General features: G+C 68.7%; 12 protein-coding genes. 6 read left to right on the top strand and 6 right to left on the bottom strand.

All coding sequences use genetic code 11. The annotated features are described in order from the left end of the window. Positions 1 to 183 precede the first annotated feature (183 nt). From ACYVIO_RS11985 to ACYVIO_RS11970, 4 genes are all read right to left on the bottom strand, one after another. Complete coding sequence (locus tag ACYVIO_RS11985; RefSeq protein WP_460650767.1) at positions 184 to 852, bottom strand: response regulator; 669 nt, start codon at positions 850 to 852, stop codon at positions 184 to 186. After that, positions 825 to 3005, bottom strand: coding sequence for a sensor histidine kinase (locus tag ACYVIO_RS11980; protein WP_460650766.1), 2181 nt, complete (start codon positions 3003 to 3005; stop codon positions 825 to 827). Before ACYVIO_RS11980 ends, ACYVIO_RS11985 begins: the two co-directional genes overlap by 28 nt. A gap of 293 nt (positions 3006 to 3298) precedes the next feature. Continuing rightward, the gene (locus tag ACYVIO_RS11975) at positions 3299 to 4066 is read right to left on the bottom strand and encodes an SDR family NAD(P)-dependent oxidoreductase (protein ID WP_460650765.1); all 768 of its coding nucleotides are present in this window, start codon (positions 4064 to 4066) and stop codon (positions 3299 to 3301) included. Beyond that, on the bottom strand, positions 4063 to 5214 hold the full coding sequence (locus ACYVIO_RS11970) for an acyl-CoA dehydrogenase family protein (protein WP_460650764.1): 1152 nt from the start codon (positions 5212 to 5214) through the stop codon (positions 4063 to 4065). The genes ACYVIO_RS11975 and ACYVIO_RS11970 overlap by 4 nt, the downstream gene beginning before the upstream one ends. Positions 5215 to 5300: 86 nt before the next feature. Here ACYVIO_RS11970 and ACYVIO_RS11965 point away from each other — a divergent pair, with 86 nt between their 5' ends. From ACYVIO_RS11965 to ACYVIO_RS11950, 4 genes are all read left to right on the top strand, one after another. Continuing rightward, positions 5301 to 5885 (top strand): TetR/AcrR family transcriptional regulator, encoded by a 585-nt coding sequence (locus tag ACYVIO_RS11965; RefSeq protein ID WP_460650763.1) that lies wholly within the window; start codon positions 5301 to 5303, stop codon positions 5883 to 5885. Between the two features lie 30 nt (positions 5886 to 5915). Continuing rightward, the gene (locus tag ACYVIO_RS11960; protein ID WP_460650762.1) at positions 5916 to 7550 is read left to right on the top strand and encodes a DUF7800 domain-containing protein; all 1635 of its coding nucleotides are present in this window, start codon (positions 5916 to 5918) and stop codon (positions 7548 to 7550) included. 153 nt (positions 7551 to 7703) lie between these two features. Next, positions 7704 to 8579 (top strand): S1 family peptidase, encoded by an 876-nt coding sequence (locus ACYVIO_RS11955; protein WP_460650761.1) that lies wholly within the window; start codon positions 7704 to 7706, stop codon positions 8577 to 8579. A gap of 228 nt (positions 8580 to 8807) precedes the next feature. Next, positions 8808 to 9689: a S1 family peptidase gene (locus tag ACYVIO_RS11950; protein ID WP_460650760.1), complete on the top strand. Its 882-nt coding sequence runs from the start codon at positions 8808 to 8810 to the stop codon at positions 9687 to 9689. 214 nt (positions 9690 to 9903) lie between these two features. Here the strand turns inward: ACYVIO_RS11950 and rlmB are convergent, their stop codons facing one another. Further along, the gene (gene rlmB / locus ACYVIO_RS11945; protein WP_460650759.1) at positions 9904 to 10869 is read right to left on the bottom strand and encodes a 23S rRNA (guanosine(2251)-2'-O)-methyltransferase RlmB; all 966 of its coding nucleotides are present in this window, start codon (positions 10867 to 10869) and stop codon (positions 9904 to 9906) included. 2 nt (positions 10870 to 10871) lie between these two features. Beyond that, positions 10872 to 12305: a cysteine--tRNA ligase gene (cysS, locus tag ACYVIO_RS11940; RefSeq protein WP_460650758.1), complete on the bottom strand. Its 1434-nt coding sequence runs from the start codon at positions 12303 to 12305 to the stop codon at positions 10872 to 10874. A gap of 370 nt (positions 12306 to 12675) precedes the next feature. Here cysS and ACYVIO_RS11935 point away from each other — a divergent pair, with 370 nt between their 5' ends. Beyond that, positions 12676 to 13233 (top strand): GNAT family N-acetyltransferase, encoded by a 558-nt coding sequence (locus ACYVIO_RS11935; protein ID WP_460650757.1) that lies wholly within the window; start codon positions 12676 to 12678, stop codon positions 13231 to 13233. 73 nt (positions 13234 to 13306) lie between these two features. After that, positions 13307 to 14599: a peptidase C39 family protein gene (locus tag ACYVIO_RS11930; protein WP_460650756.1), complete on the top strand. Its 1293-nt coding sequence runs from the start codon at positions 13307 to 13309 to the stop codon at positions 14597 to 14599. Position 14600: the final 1 nt, after the last annotated feature.

Here is a 14600-nt window from a genome sequence, read left to right as displayed (position 1 = left end):
CCGGTCTCGGTGGCCGGTCCCCGTCCAGCGCCTTCCTGCGCGCGTGCGTCATCGTTGTGCCTTCCCCCCACGGTCAGGACTTGGTCGGACGAACTGTCGTCCGCGTCTGCTGTGGAGGCTAGCGAGCAGAATCGTTGTGGGGTGTCCGTGAAAACACCGTCATTTCGCTCCTGGTCCTGCGATCTACTCGGCAGCGAGGTCTTCGACGGTGACCACCTCGTCCTCGAGTGCGCGCCGGATCAGGGCCATCATGCTTCCCGCCGGCCGACCGAGAGCGGCGTACTTGATCCGCGCTCGTTCGATGTAGGTCTCGATGGTTCGGACCGACACACCAAGCCGTTCGGCGGCGAACTGCTTGGACCCGGTCTGGAACCACGCGCGGAGCGCATCGCGCTCCTGTGTACTGAGCTTCACCCGGTTGTCCGCCTGAATCGCACCGGCCAGCGTCGGAGCGGTGTACGGCAGGTCAGCCGCCCCCTTCATGATCGCTTCCACCAGGTGCTCCGGCCCTTCGTGTTTCGTCAGATAGGTGTAGACACCGAGGTCCATGCACCGGGTGATCGTCATAGGTTGTGAGCTGGACGAGTAGACGATCACGGTCCGTCCGGCGTCAACGACCTTGCCGAGTGCTTCGTACTCGGGGACCGGCAGCGAACGCCCACGGTCGTCCAGATGGAGGTCGAAGATCACGACATCGGCAGAGCGGGCCGGTTCCACCCAGAGTTCGCTCACGCGATTCCCCAGGTCGATCAGGTCGATCGGTGGATTCGCCTCGGCGCACCACAGCCGGACTCCGGCCGTGGTGGCCGGATGGTCCTCGACGATCACCGCGACCACTCGTTCGCGTCCCATCGCGCCTCCACCCACAGCATTTCGTCCCGACGCATCGCCGTCAGGCACACCTTCTGATCGGACAGTTGTGGTAACTCGAGATCCGGGCAATCGGCGACCACGCTCACCGACAGGGCGTCGTCCGTACCGGCGACCGTGACCCGGGCCTGACTGTCCGCGGTCGCCAGGACCATCAGTGGTGCCTCGGTGAGATTCCGCCGGGCCGCCTTCGGAAGATCCGGCCAGGACCCTGAGGTCGCGAGCGTCACCAACACTCCGCGACGATCGGCCAGGTCGGCGCAGGCACGAAGCTCGTGCAGCAACGGATCAGGGACCTCGTCGGACTCAGCGAAGATCCGACGCATCCGGGCGGCCTCGATCGCGCATCGCCGCCCTACCGCGGGATCCTGCGGATCGAGCGTCCGATTCGCCAGTCCCTCGAGCAGCGGGCCGGCGGTGGTGGAGATCTCGACGTACCGCTGCCGCCGACTCTCGTGGGTCTGTCGCGCGAGCTGGTCGGAGATGCGGATCTCCTCGTCCTCGCGACGCCTGCGCGCGGCTTGCCCCGCCAACGAGGCGAGCATCCAGGTGGCGACGGCGATCGCCAGCGCGTAGCCGGCGCTGGTGACCATGCCAGGCAGATATCCAATCGCCAGGCCGTCCACCGGCAGTACCAGCATCCGCAGAATCGCGGCCACATGATGCCCGACCAGGATCACGACGACCTCTCGCAGTCGCTCGCCGAAGATCAGGAGAACGAGCCACGGTGCGGTGCCAACGAACCAGTAGCTCGCCAGAGCGTGCGGGGTCGGCTCGATGCCGGCGGCGCTGACCAGGCCGGCGCCGACCAGTACGGTCAGCGCCACCCACCGCCAACGACCCCAGTCGCGCTTCATCATGAGGAATCCGCAACTCACGGCGAAGACCAGACAGAGAAGTCCGTACGCGACGGCCTGCGGCGCGATCGACCGGTACTCGGATCGGTTGCCCAACAGGGTCATGGGCGCGAGGAAGAACAGGATCGCAGCGGCGACGATCACCGTCGCGAGCCGGAGCCGTCGCTGCAAGCGTGTACTGGTCGCGACCGCCAAGTCTGCCTGCCATCCTGCCGCGCTGGTGGTGTCCGACGGCTCGCACCGTGCACCGTACAGCCACACGAGCCTGATGACGGTTCCTCGCCCCGGCTGGGAGTCGATGGCCGTCGAACCACCGACCGCTGCCACCGGATCGATGATGGATCGGCTGACCCCGCGTCGCGCTGCCCCAACCGTCGTCCTGTCGAATCCTGTGCCCCGGTCGATCACCTCGATCTGGATCCCGTTCGGGAGCCGGGCGACGACGCAGGCCACTGCCCTCGCACCCGAGTGGCGCAGTGTGTTGGCCAACGCCTCCCGGACCGCTCCGGCGAGCGCGGCGACGACATCGCCCGGGAGCACAAGGTGCGCGGGCGCCTCGAGACTGACGGCTACTACGCTCTGGCCCGCCACCGCCTGCAGCGCCGTGCACAGATCAGCTTCTTCGGTTGCCGGCTGCAACTCCGGCACCCGTGACAAAGCTGCCAGATCCCGTGCGGCCTGTTGAGGGAGCCAGTCGTCGGTCGGCAGAACGTACCCGGCGCCGATCATCAGCAACGTGGTCGACGCGGTGTCGTGCAGCATTCGGACGGTGCGCTGCTCATCGGTCCGGACTGCCCGCCCAACCTCGCGCTCTCGCCGCAGCCGCGCGCTCGCCTCTGTGGCCAGGTCGGCCTGAACGCCTCCTCGATGCACAAGTACCCACAGCCACCGCGCCAGCCCCGCGGAGATGAGAAGCCAGCTGAGGCTCACGATCCACCCGCGCCACGACTCCGATGCGGCGCTCCAGAGGCCGGCGGCGAGAGCCAGATCGATCAGCGCAACCGCCGCGAACCCGACAACGGGCGAGGTGTGCAACTGGTACGACACGCAGACAAAACTCGCCCAGCTGATCACCCATCCGGCACCGAGCACCAAGATCTCTGGTCGCTCGGTGATGCCGACGGCGAAACAGACCAGACAGACCACCGCGACGTCGGCCGCGACCAGCCAGACCGCGGAGCCACGGAGGAGACGCCAACTGTAGAAGCAGGTCCAGATCGTCAGCAGACCGATGAGAGCAACAGCCCACCAGCGTGTCTGCGACGGCGCGCTGAGCAAACCGATACCACCGCACAGAATCCCGACTGCCGCATGAACGGTCGCGGCGTAACGGAGTGCGAGTTGGCTCAGTAACTGTTCCGCGTCTCCGGCTGGACCAGATGCCCCTTGTCCAGGCACGGACGCCACAGGCCTCCCCCTCGAACTCGGCCACCGGCCCCCACCGGCCGACCACCTTCTACCGAACGTATCGCCTCGGGCAGGATGGCGTTACCGTTCGTAGCCGGTTTCTTGGTTCCCCGATCCCACCTGCGAGAGAAAGATCTTGGCGACCGAGGCGTGGTCGAGCTACTTCAGCGCGGAGGCATCCGCAAAGCGCCGTCCAGGCGGATGACCTCGCCGTTGAGGAGTTGGTTGTCGAGGATGTGGGCGACCAGCGAGGCGTACTCGTCGGGGCGGCCCAGGCGGGACGGGTGCGGGACCTGCTGCTCGAGGACGGTGCGGGTTTCCTCGGGGAGGCCTGCCAGCATGGGGGTTTCCATGGTGCCGGGGGCGATGGTGACGACGCGGATCGCCTTGTCGGCGAGGTCGCGGGCGGCGGTGAGGGTGAGGCTGACGATGCCGCCCTTGCTGGCCGCGTACGCCGCCTGGCCGACCTGCCCGTCGTACGCCGCGATGGAGGCGGTCATGACGAAGACTCCGCGGTCGCCGTCTCCACAAGGATCCAACGCCAGCATGCGCTCGGCCGCGAGGCGGAGGACGTTGAAGGTGCCGATCAGGTTGACCTCGATCACCTGGCGGAAGGTTGCCAACGGCAACGGACCCTTGCGGCCGACGACGCGGCCGGGAGTGGCGATGCCGGCGCAGGTGACGACGACGCGGAGGTCACCCAAAGAGGCCGCCGCATCCAGAACCGAAACCACAGCGGCCTCGTCGGTAACATCCGTCGGGGCGAAGACGACGCGCTCCCCCAGCTCCTCGGCGATCGCCTTGCCGGCGGACGACGGGAGGTCGCAGATCACGACGCCGACACCGGCCGCGGCCAGTCGTCGTACGGTCGCCTCACCGAGGCCGGAGCCTCCGCCGGTGACCAGGGCTACGTCGGACGGGCCAAGCTTCATCGAACACTCCTGAGCAGGTCGCGGCTGATCACCAGGCGCTGGATCTGGTTGGTTCCTTCGAAGATCTGCGTCACCTTGGCCTCGCGCATGTAGCGCTCGGCCGGGAAGTCGCGGGTGTAACCGTAGCCACCGAGCACCTGGACGGCATCGGTGGTCACCTTCATCGCGGCGTCGGTGCAGATCAGCTTGGCGATCGCCGCCTGCTGCGTGAACGGCCGGCCGAGGTCGCGCCGCCGCGCCGCCGTCAGGTACGTCGAACGAGCGGACTCGACCGCCGCGGCCATGTCCGCGAGCAGGAACTGGATGCCCTGGAAGTCCGCGATCGCCGAGCCGAACTGCTTCCGCTCCAGCGCGTACGACGCAGCGCAGTCCAGCGCCGCCTGGGCGAGCCCGACCGCGCAGGCCGCGATCCCGAGCCGGCCGGAGTCGAGCGCGGACAACGCGATCCGCATCCCGTCACCCTCGGCGCCGATCAGGTGGTCGGCCGGGACCTGGACGTGGTCGTAGTTCACCAGCGTCGTGGTGGACCCGGTCAGCCCCATCTTCCGCTCGGGCGCCCCGAAGCTGAGCCCGGCGGACGACGCCGGGACATGGAAGGCCGAGATCCCGTGCTTCGGATCGGCTGACGTCCGGGCGAAGGTCGTGTAGAAGTCGGCGTGCGAACCGTGGGTGATCCAGGACTTGGTCCCGGTCAGCACCCACCAGTCGCCGTCGCGGACCGCCTTGGTCGTCATCCCGCTGATGTCCGACCCGGCCTGCGGCTCCGACAGCGCGTACGCGCCGAGCAGCTCGCCGCCGACCATGTCCGGCAGGAACCGCGCGCGCTGCTCCTCGGAGCCGAGCGTCGCCATGGCGTAGCTGGTCATCGTGTGCACCGAGAGTCCGACCCCGACCGACATCCAGGCAGCGGCGATCTCCTCGAGCATCTGCAGGTAGACCTCGTACGGCTGCTCGGCGCCGCCGTACTGCTCCGGGTACGGCAACCCCAGCAGCCCAGCCTTGCCAAGCGTCCGGAAGGCGTCGCGTGGGAAGGTCTCGGACTCCTCCGCCTGGGCCGCGTACGGCGCCAGCTCGTGCTCGCACAGGTCTCGGACCAAGGCCAGCAGGTCGGTGGATTCCTCGGTCGGCAGCAACCGGTCGACAGCCATCAGGCACCCCTCTCAACGGCTCACTCGAACGATACTCGTATTGATACTGTCGACTCAAGCTGAGTATCGTTCTATGCTGTCTCGATATGACAACAGTCGTCCCGGGACGCCGCACGCGCAGGCAGTCCGAGCTGCTCGACCGGCTCCTGTCCCTGTTTCTCACGCAGGGCTTCAGCAGATTCACCCTGGACGACCTCGCGGCCGAGTTGCGCTGCAGCAAAACCACCCTCTACGCGCTCGCGCCGAGCAAGGAACAGCTCGCCGTCGAGGTGGTCAAGCACTACTTCAAGAACGCCACCGCGCAGGTCGAGGCGACCGTGGCCCGGCAGACCCGGCACGACCGCCGGATCGCCGCGTACCTGAACGCCGTCGCCGACGCGCTGCGCCCGGCCAGCCGGACCTTCCTGGACGACGTCGCGACGTTCGCGCCGGCCCGCTCGGTCTACGAGCGCAACACCCGGATCGCCGCCGACCGGGTCCGCACGCTGATCGAGGACGGCATCGCCAGCAAGACCTTCCGGCAGGTCGACATCGGCTTCGCCGCGGAGATGGTCGCGCACATCATGCAGGCGATCCAGCGCGGCGACATCGCCCGGCGTACCGGCCTGAACGACGCCGAGGCGTACCGCGAGCTCGCGTCGTTCGTGCTGCACTCGCTGCGCGTCGACTGACGCATTTGCGCCCCGGAGTAGCTTTTCGGGATGCAACTGAAGCTGGGACCGCTGCTGCGGTACGTCGACCAGACGCGGGCGACCGTGTGGGTGGAGACGACCGGGCCGGGTGAGGTGGAGATCCTCGGCCACCGGGCGAGCACGTGGTCCGTGCACGGCCACCACTACGCGCTGGTCCTGATCGAGGACCTGCAGCCGGGAGCCAGTACGCCGTACGAGGTGCACTGCGACGGCGAGCGGGTGTGGCCGCTCGCGGACTCGCCGTACGGGCCGAGCGTGATCCGGACGCCGGACTCGGACGGCGGCTTCCGGCTGACGTTCGGGTCGTGCCGGCGGTCGGCGCCGTTCGACGAGCAGGGGTTCAAGGACTTTGGGCCGGACGCACTGGTCGCACTGGCCGAGCGGATGGCCGGGACCGACCACGAGCGGCCGGACGCGATCCTGCTGCTCGGCGACCAGGTGTACGCCGACGACCCGTCGGACGCCGTACTGGAACAGCTGCGCGAGGCGCACGGCGGACGGCCCGGCTCGGAGGTGCAGGACGAGATCGGCAACTTCGAGGAGTACACCTGGCTGTACGACGACGCATGGATCCACCCGGCGGTGCGCTGGCTGTTCTCGACCGTGCCGCTGTGCATGCTGCTCGACGACCACGACCTGCGCGACGACTGGAACACGTCGCTGACCTGGCGGCGCTGGGTGACCGAGCAGCCGTGGTGGCACGACCGGGTGGTGGGCGCCTACGCGTCGTACTGGGTCTATCAGCACTTGGGCAACCTGTCGCCGGAGCAGCTGGCCGAGGACTCGACGTACCAGGCCATGCGGACGCTGGGCGATGACGACGAGCGCACGGCGTACCTGGATGCCTTTGCCTGGGAGGCCGACGAGGACCCGGCGTCGACGCGGTGGAGCTTCTACCGCGACTTCGGCCGGGGTGTGCGGCTGGTCGCGGTCGACTCGCGCTGCTCGCGGCACCTGCAGCCGGGCGAGCGGGCGATGGTCGACGCGCACGAGTGGGAGTGGGTGCGGCGGCACACGATCGAGGCGACGACGCCGATCAATCACCTGCTGCTCGCGTCGACGCTGCCGTTCCTGCTGGCGCCGGGGCTGCACCACCTGGAGGGCTGGGACGAGGCGATCTCGTCCGGTGCCTGGGGAGCGCGTGGGTCGAAGGTCGGTGAGCGGATCCGGCAAGGGATGGATCTGGAGCACTGGGCGTCGTTCCGGAAGTCGTTCGACGACGTGACCGACCTGCTGACCGCGCTGGTCTCGGAGGAGAACCCGCCGGCCTCGATCCTGATGCTGTCCGGCGACGTGCACTGCAGCTACGTGACCGAGGCCCGGCTGAACGCGGTCGAGCACCCGGGGACCGCGATCCGGCAACTGACGATGTCGCCGTTCCGGAACCCGATCCCGCGGCACGTCCGGCTGGCCAACAAGCTGCTCGACACCCGGTGGATGACCGCGCTGCTGCACAAGCTGGCGCGGTCGGCGGGGGTGGACGACGTCGCGGCGAGCTGGCGTACGGCGTACGGGCCGTGGTTCGACAACGGGGTGATGAGCGTCCGGCTGGACGGTGAGAGCTGGGCCGTCGACGTCGACCACGCGGCGCTCGGTCAGGACCGGCAGCTGCTGCGGCGGACCCTGAGCTACATCGGCCGTTAATCCTTTACACCGCACCGACCGGTTTCCGCGCGAAGGGAAACCCTTACTCTCCGGGTTCGTCCGGGCACTTTGTGACAGTTTCCGGTAGAACAGATCACGGTTGAGTCAAGGACGTTCCCGCCCCGGGCGTCCTCATCGTGAGGAGGCACAACCATGCGCATTCGCCGCACCGTGGCCCTGCTGGCAGCCGCCGGCCTGGTCGCCACCACCGTTCAGCTGGCCACCGCCAGCGCGGCTCCCGAGGCCTCGATCGCCTCGGCGAGCACCATCACCGCCACCTTGAGCAAGGAGGCGACGATCCCCGGCACCGCCTGGATGACCGACGAGAAGTCGGGCCGGATCATCGTCTCGTACGACGACACCGTGAGCGGCAGCAAGCTCGCCGCGCTCACCAACGTCACCAAGCGCTTCGGCAGCCAGGTCACCCTGGAGAAGCTGCCCGGCGTCCTCAGCAAGCGGATCAGCGGCGGCGACGCCATCTACACCGGCGGCTACCGCTGCTCGCTCGGCTTCAACGTGCGCAGTGGCAGCACGTACTACTTCCTGACCGCCGGCCACTGCACCAACCTGGGCACCACCTGGTACGCCAACTCGTCGCAGACCACCGTGCTCGGCACCCGGTACGGCACCAGCTTCCCGGGCAACGACTACGGCATCGTCCGCTACGCGACGTCGTACACAAACCACCCCGGCAACGTGAACCTGTACAACGGCTCGTACCAGGACATCACCAGCGCGGCCAACCCGACGGTCGGGCAGTCCGTCCGGCGCAGCGGCAGCACCACCGGTCTGCGCAGCGGCTCGGTCACGGGTCTGAACGCCACGGTGAACTACGCCGAGGGCACGGTCACCGGCCTGATCCGGACGAACGTCTGCGCCGAGGGCGGTGACTCCGGCGGCTCGCTGTTCTCCGGCACCACCGCTCTGGGTCTGACCTCCGGTGGCAGCGGCAACTGCTCCAGCGGCGGTACGACGTACTTCCAGCCGGTCGTGGAGGTCCTCAACCGGTACGGCGTGAGCGTGTACTGAGCTCTCGCCTCCGCGAACGCCCTCTGTTCCTTCGGGAGCAGGGGGCGTTCTGCTGTCCCGGTCATCACTCCCGGACTATGTACTGTCATAGCTTCGGCTCGGCCGGATGAGGGATTGCCCTCACGATGTGCGCCGATTCGAGTACCCGCAGAGCCGGTGGGTAGGCCTTACCTCGGTCGACCTGGACGCGTCCGCCCCGAATGCGTCCTTCTCGTGAGGAGGCTGACCATGACACTTCGTCCTGTCCGCAGAGTCGCCGCAGTGGTTGCCACTGCCGGACTCGCCGCCACCACCGCCCTGCTGGCCACCCAGGCCTCCGCCGCACCGACGCCGATCGCTTCGGCCGACAGCATCGTGTCCACGCTCGCCGACAAGGCCTCGATCCCCGGCACCGCCTGGGCGACCGGCTCCGACGGCAAGGTCACCGTCTCGTACGACGACACCGTCACCGGCGCCAAGTACGACGCCCTGACGGCCGTCACCAAGAGCCTCGGCAGCCAGGTCACGCTGACCAAGGTGCCCGGCAAGTTCACCAAGAAGCTCAGCGGCGGCGACGCCATCTACGGCGGGCAGTACCGCTGCTCGCTCGGCTTCAACGTCACCGACGGGTCGTCGTACTACTTCCTGACCGCCGGCCACTGCGGCAACATCGCGGCCGAGTGGTTCGCCGACTCCGGCCACGGCACCTCGGTCGGCACCGTCCAGGGCTCCAGCTTCCCGGGCAACGACTACGCCCTGGTCAAGTACCCGGCCGGTACGACGGAGCCGCCCGGCAACGTCAACCTCTACAACGGCTCGTTCCAGGAGATCACCAGTGCGGGTGACGCCAGCGTCGGCCAGCAGGTCCAGCGCAGCGGCAGCACCACCGGCCTGCACGGCGGTACCGTCACCGGCGTCAACGCCACCGTCAACTACGCCGAAGGCACCGTCACCGGCCTGATCCAGACCAACGTCTGCGCCGAAGGCGGCGACTCCGGCGGCGCCCTCTTCGCCGGCGAGGTGGCCCTCGGCCTCACCTCCGGCGGCAGCGGCAACTGCTCCTCCGGCGGCACCACCTTCTTCCAGCCCGTCCCGGAAGCGCTGGGCGTCTACAGCGTCAACGTCTACTGACCTCTCCCCAGGCAGGCTGAAAAGCTCGTCGCCTGACATCTTTCAAGTACCAACCCCCGACAGGTGGTCGGTACTTGAAAGAGTGGCCGCTGGTGCTTGAAGGAGTGGCGAGCGGTGCTTGAGAGGCTGGCCGCCGGTGCTTGGAAGGTGTTGGCCTACAACGGCAGCGGGCCCCGGACCGAGTGGTCCGGGGCCCGCTGTTGTCCGTGGCCGGCTACTGCGCGCGGCGGCGGGAGATTTCGTAGAGGGCTACGCCGGTGGCGATGCCGGCGTTGAGGGACTCGGTGGCGGACGTCATCGGGATGGAGACGATGATGTCGCAGTTCTCGCGGACCAGGCGGGCCAGGCCTTTGCCTTCGGAGCCGACGACCAGGACGATCGGGTCGGTCGCGGACTGGAGGTCCGGGAGCTCGACCTCGCCGCCCATGTCGAGGCCGACGATCAGCAGGCCGGCGTCCTTGTAGGACTTGAGGGCCCGGTTGAGGTTGGTGACCTTGGCGACCGGGATGCGGGCCGCGGCTCCGGCGGAGGTCTTCCACGCGGACGCCGAGACCTGGGCGGCGCGGCGCTCGGGGATGAGGACGCCGTGGGCACCGAAGGCGGCCGCCGAGCGAGTGATCGCACCGAGGTTGCGGGGGTCGGTGACTCCGTCGAGCGCGACGATCAGCGGCGCCTGCTCGGCGTCGTACGCGGCGCGCAGCAGGTCGTCGGCGTGGGCGTACTCGTACGGCGGGATCTGGATCGCGAGACCCTGGTGCGCGCCGTTGCTGGTGTGCCGGTCGAGCTCGATCCGCGGGACCTCGAGCAGGGCGATGCCACGCTCGACGGCGAGCAGCAGCGCCTCACGCAGCCGCGGGTCACGTTCGGTGCCTTCGGCAACATAAACGGCACTGGCCGGTACGCCGGCGCGCAGGGCCTCGACGACCGGGTTGCGGCCGTAGACCCACTCGACGGTCGCGCCCTCGTCCTTGCGCGACGGACGGCGGCCGGTGGTGGTGCGCTTCTCGGCGCGCTCCTTGGCCTTGGCCCGCTTGTGGGCAGGGTGCTTGGTCCGGTCGACCGCCTTCGGCGTCGGGCCCCTGCCCTCCAGCCCCTGACGGACCCGGCCACCGGAACCGGCCGTCGGGTTCCCGCGCGGCTTCTTCCGGATGGCGCCCTTGCGCTGACTACTGCCTGGCACGTCTAGTTTCCTTCACTCGTTGGGCGCGGGGCGATCGTCCAGCGCGACCCCTGCGGGGTGTCCTCGACGATCACGCCGAGCTCCTTCAACCGGTCACGGATGTCGTCCGACGCGGCGTAGTCCTTGCGGGCCCGGGCGGCCTGCCGCTGCTCCAGCAGCGCACCGACCAGCCCGTCGACGACCTCGGTGAGCTCACCGGAGCCACCGGACCGCGAGGCCCACGGCTCCGCCAGCGGGTCGAGCCCGAACACGTCGAGCATCGCCCGGACCGACGCCAGCGCCTCCCGCAGCGCGGGCGAGTCGCCGTCGGCGACCAGCTTGTTGCCGTCCTTGACCGTGTTCCAGAGTACGGCGATCGCGGCCGGCGTACCGAAGTCGTCGTCCAGAGCGGCCCCGAACTCGGCCGGGAGCTCGGTCGACGGCTCGACGCCACCGGTCACCTCGGTCGCCCGGGTGACGAACCCTTCGAGCCGCTGGAAGCCGGTCGCGGCCTCCTCCAGCGCTCCGAACGAGAACTCCACGACGGACCGGTAGTGCGACTGCACCAGGTAGTACCGCAGCTCGATCGGGCGGACCCGCTCGACCACGTTGCGGACGATGGCGCCGTTGCCCATCGACTTCGACATCTTCTCCCCGGCCGCGGTGACCAGGGCGCTGTGCATCCAGGTCCGGGCGAACTTCTGCCCGACCGCCGTCGACTGGGCCAGCTCGTTCTCGTGGTGCGGGAAGCGCAGGTCGAGCCCGCCGCCGTGGATGTCGAACTCGTCGCCGAGGTACTTGCCGGCCATCGCCGAGCACTCCAGGTGCCAGCCCGGGCGGCCGCGGCCCCAGGGAGCCGGCCAGGAGGCGGTCGTCGGGGTGCCCTCGGTCCAGCCCTTCCACAGCGCGAAGTCCCGCGGGTCGCGCTTGCCGCGCGGGTCCGCGTCGCTGGCCTCTTCCATGTCGTCGATCTTCTGGTGCGACAGGGCGCCGTACGCCGGCCAGGACTTCACGTCGAAGTACACGTCGCCGGAGCCGTCCGGCGCGACGTACGCGTGCCCGCGCTCGATCAGGTCGCCGATCATCTCCAGCATCTCCGGGATGTGACCGGTCGCGCGCGGCTCGTACGTCGGCGGGCGGCAGCCGAGCACGTCGTAGGCCCAGTGCAGCTCACGCTCGAACTCGTAGGCGTGCGCCCACCACTCGACGCCGCGCTCGGCCGACTTGGCCAGGATCTTGTCGTCGATGTCGGTCACGTTGGCGATCACGGTGACCTCGTACCCCGAGCGCTCGAGCCAGCGCCGCAGGACGTCGAACACGACCTCCTTGTAGATGTGCCCCACGTGCGGGGCACCCTGCACCGTCAGCCCACAGTGGTAGATCCCGACCTTGCCCGGATGGACCGGTACGAAATCCCTCACTGTTGCCGTCGCGGTGTCGTACAAGCGAAGAGTCACCGATCAAGGGTAACGGTCATCGAGCACCACTCTTGACAAATTCTCCACAGGCGGGAACCCGGACGGCCGCTACGGTGCTTCCCGAGGAGGAACCTTTGTCGAACCAGCAGCCGTACGGCGGCCCGCAGTACCAGCCTCAGGACCAGCCTCTCCCCCGCAGCAGCCGTTCGGCTGGGGCCGCCGCCCCCGAAGAAGAAGTCCAGGGGCGCACGAGTACGACACCGAGCGCACGCACAGCAGCAAGTACATCCGGCCGTACTAGATGAACCGTGGCTTCACCACCCGCAACGTTGCCCTGTGCAACACCTTCACGGCGACTCCGGACAAGGTGCGCTGAAAACCGCTTGCGGCCTTATCTAGTGTGGAATCGATGACTGCCTACCTGCCGATCACCACGGCCCGGCTGACCCTTCGCCGGTACCGCGACTCCGACTACGACGACCTGCTGAAGCTCCAGTCCAACGAGGACGTCGCGCGCTTCCTGCTATACGACGCGCGGACCCCCGAGCAGGTCAAGGAGGGCTTGGCCGGTCGGCTGGCCGACGTCGCGATGGACACCGACGGCCAGGCGCTGACGCTGGCCGTCGAGCTGACCGAGACCGGGCAGCACCTCGGCGAGGTGACCCTGTTCGTGTACTCGGCCGAGCACAAGGCCGGCGAGATCGGGTACGTCTTCCACCCGGAGTCGGCCGGTCACGGGTATGCCAGTGAGGCCGCGAAGGAGCTGCTCCGGCTCGGCTTCGAGCACTTCGGCTGGCACCGGATGATCGCCCGGCTGGACGCGCGCAACACCGCCTCGGTGAAGCTGCTCGAGCGGCTCGGGATGCGGCGCGAGGCGCACTTCGTCCGCAACGAGTTCCTCAAGGGCGAGTGGAGCGACGAACTGGTCTACGCGCTGCTCACCGAAGAGTGGCCTGACAAGAAGTAGTTCAGGCAAGAAGTAACACGCACGACACGTGGGCCGTTACAGATTCACGGCGGGTGCCCTATCGTCGGAGAGTATGACCCCCGCCACTCGCTGTGCCTCCGCCCTGCTGGCCGCGGCACTGGTCGCACCGCTCACGCTCACGCCGTCCCAGGCCGCGCCGGCTCCGCCGCACCGCGACATCGGCTACCACCAGTGGACCTCGCCGGTCGACTTCCTGTCCGGTCAGCACCAGGGCACGTCGATGGCCGGCGGCAACCTGGTCTTCCGCCGCCCGACCGGTACGACGGCGTACGTCGATCCGTTCGGTGACGGGACCGCGAAGACCTACGAGCAGGCCAGCTGGGTGTCGCCGGAGGTGCGGCCCGGGTTCGGCCTGACCGAGCTGGTGGCGTCCTGGAACGCGACCACGCCGGCCGGGACCTGGATCGAGGTGTCGATGTCCGGCCGGTCCGACCTGGGCACGAGCACCAAGTGGTACGTGCTCGGCCGGTGGACCAGCGGTGACGACACCGCCGCCGGGACGATCCACCGGACCTCCGTGCCGGACCAGGAGGACACCGTCGGCGACGTCGCGGTCGACACCTTCGTGGCCAACGACGGGCACTCGCTGGACCGCTGGCGGCTCAAGGTGACGCTGTTCCGCCAGGCCGGGAGCCGGCAGGCGCCGGTGGTCCGGTCCGTCGGGGCGATGGCGTCCCGGTTGCCTGACGAGGAGACCGTGCCGGTCAGCCCGGGTGGTGGCGCGTGGGGCAAGGTGCTCGACGTACCGACGTACTCGCAGGAGACGCACATCGGGCACTACCCGCAGTGGGACAACGGCGGCGAGGCCTGGTGCTCGGCGACCTCCACAGCGATGGTGCTCGACTACTGGCGGGCCGGACCGGGCAAGCGGGAGACGGACTGGGTCGACCCGGCCGACGCGGACCCGCAGGTCGACCACTCGGCCCGGATGGTCTTCGACTACGACTACGACGGTGCCGGCAACTGGCCCTTCAACACGGCGTACGCCGGAACGCGCAAGGTCGACGCCTTCGTCACCCGGCTGCGCTCGCTGACCGAGGCGGAGCAGTTCATCAAGGCCGGCATCCCGCTGGTTGCGTCGCTGTCGTTCGAGAAGGACGAGCTGCCCGGCGCCGGCTACGGGACCAACGGGCACCTGATGGTGATCGTCGGCTTCGACCGCAACGGCAACGTGGTGGTCAACGACCCGGCCTCGCACCTGATCAAGAGCAACGACGAGGTCCGTACGACGTACGACCGCAAGGCCTTCGAGAACGCCTGGGTCCCGCACTCGGGTGGACTGGTCTACGTCATCCACCCGGCCTGGAAGCAGCTGCCCCGGACGGGAGCCCAGGACAACTGGTAGT

Source organism: Kribbella endophytica (genome assembly GCF_054781295.1).
This window is presented reverse-complemented; position numbering and strand designations above follow the sequence as displayed.

Coding starts and splice junctions, on each gene's coding strand:
- ACYVIO_RS11985 (WP_460650767.1), bottom strand. CDS start 852: ATGGGACGCGAACGAGTGGTCGCGGTGATCGTCGAGGACCATCCGGCC.
- ACYVIO_RS11975 (WP_460650765.1), bottom strand. CDS start 4,066: ATGAAGCTTGGCCCGTCCGACGTAGCCCTGGTCACCGGCGGAGGCTCC.
- ACYVIO_RS11970 (WP_460650764.1), bottom strand. CDS start 5,214: ATGGCTGTCGACCGGTTGCTGCCGACCGAGGAATCCACCGACCTGCTG.
- ACYVIO_RS11965 (WP_460650763.1), top strand. CDS start 5,301: ATGACAACAGTCGTCCCGGGACGCCGCACGCGCAGGCAGTCCGAGCTG.
- ACYVIO_RS11960 (WP_460650762.1), top strand. CDS start 5,916: ATGCAACTGAAGCTGGGACCGCTGCTGCGGTACGTCGACCAGACGCGG.
- ACYVIO_RS11955 (WP_460650761.1), top strand. CDS start 7,704: ATGCGCATTCGCCGCACCGTGGCCCTGCTGGCAGCCGCCGGCCTGGTC.
- ACYVIO_RS11950 (WP_460650760.1), top strand. CDS start 8,808: ATGACACTTCGTCCTGTCCGCAGAGTCGCCGCAGTGGTTGCCACTGCC.
- ACYVIO_RS11935 (WP_460650757.1), top strand. CDS start 12,676: ATGACTGCCTACCTGCCGATCACCACGGCCCGGCTGACCCTTCGCCGG.
- ACYVIO_RS11930 (WP_460650756.1), top strand. CDS start 13,307: ATGACCCCCGCCACTCGCTGTGCCTCCGCCCTGCTGGCCGCGGCACTG.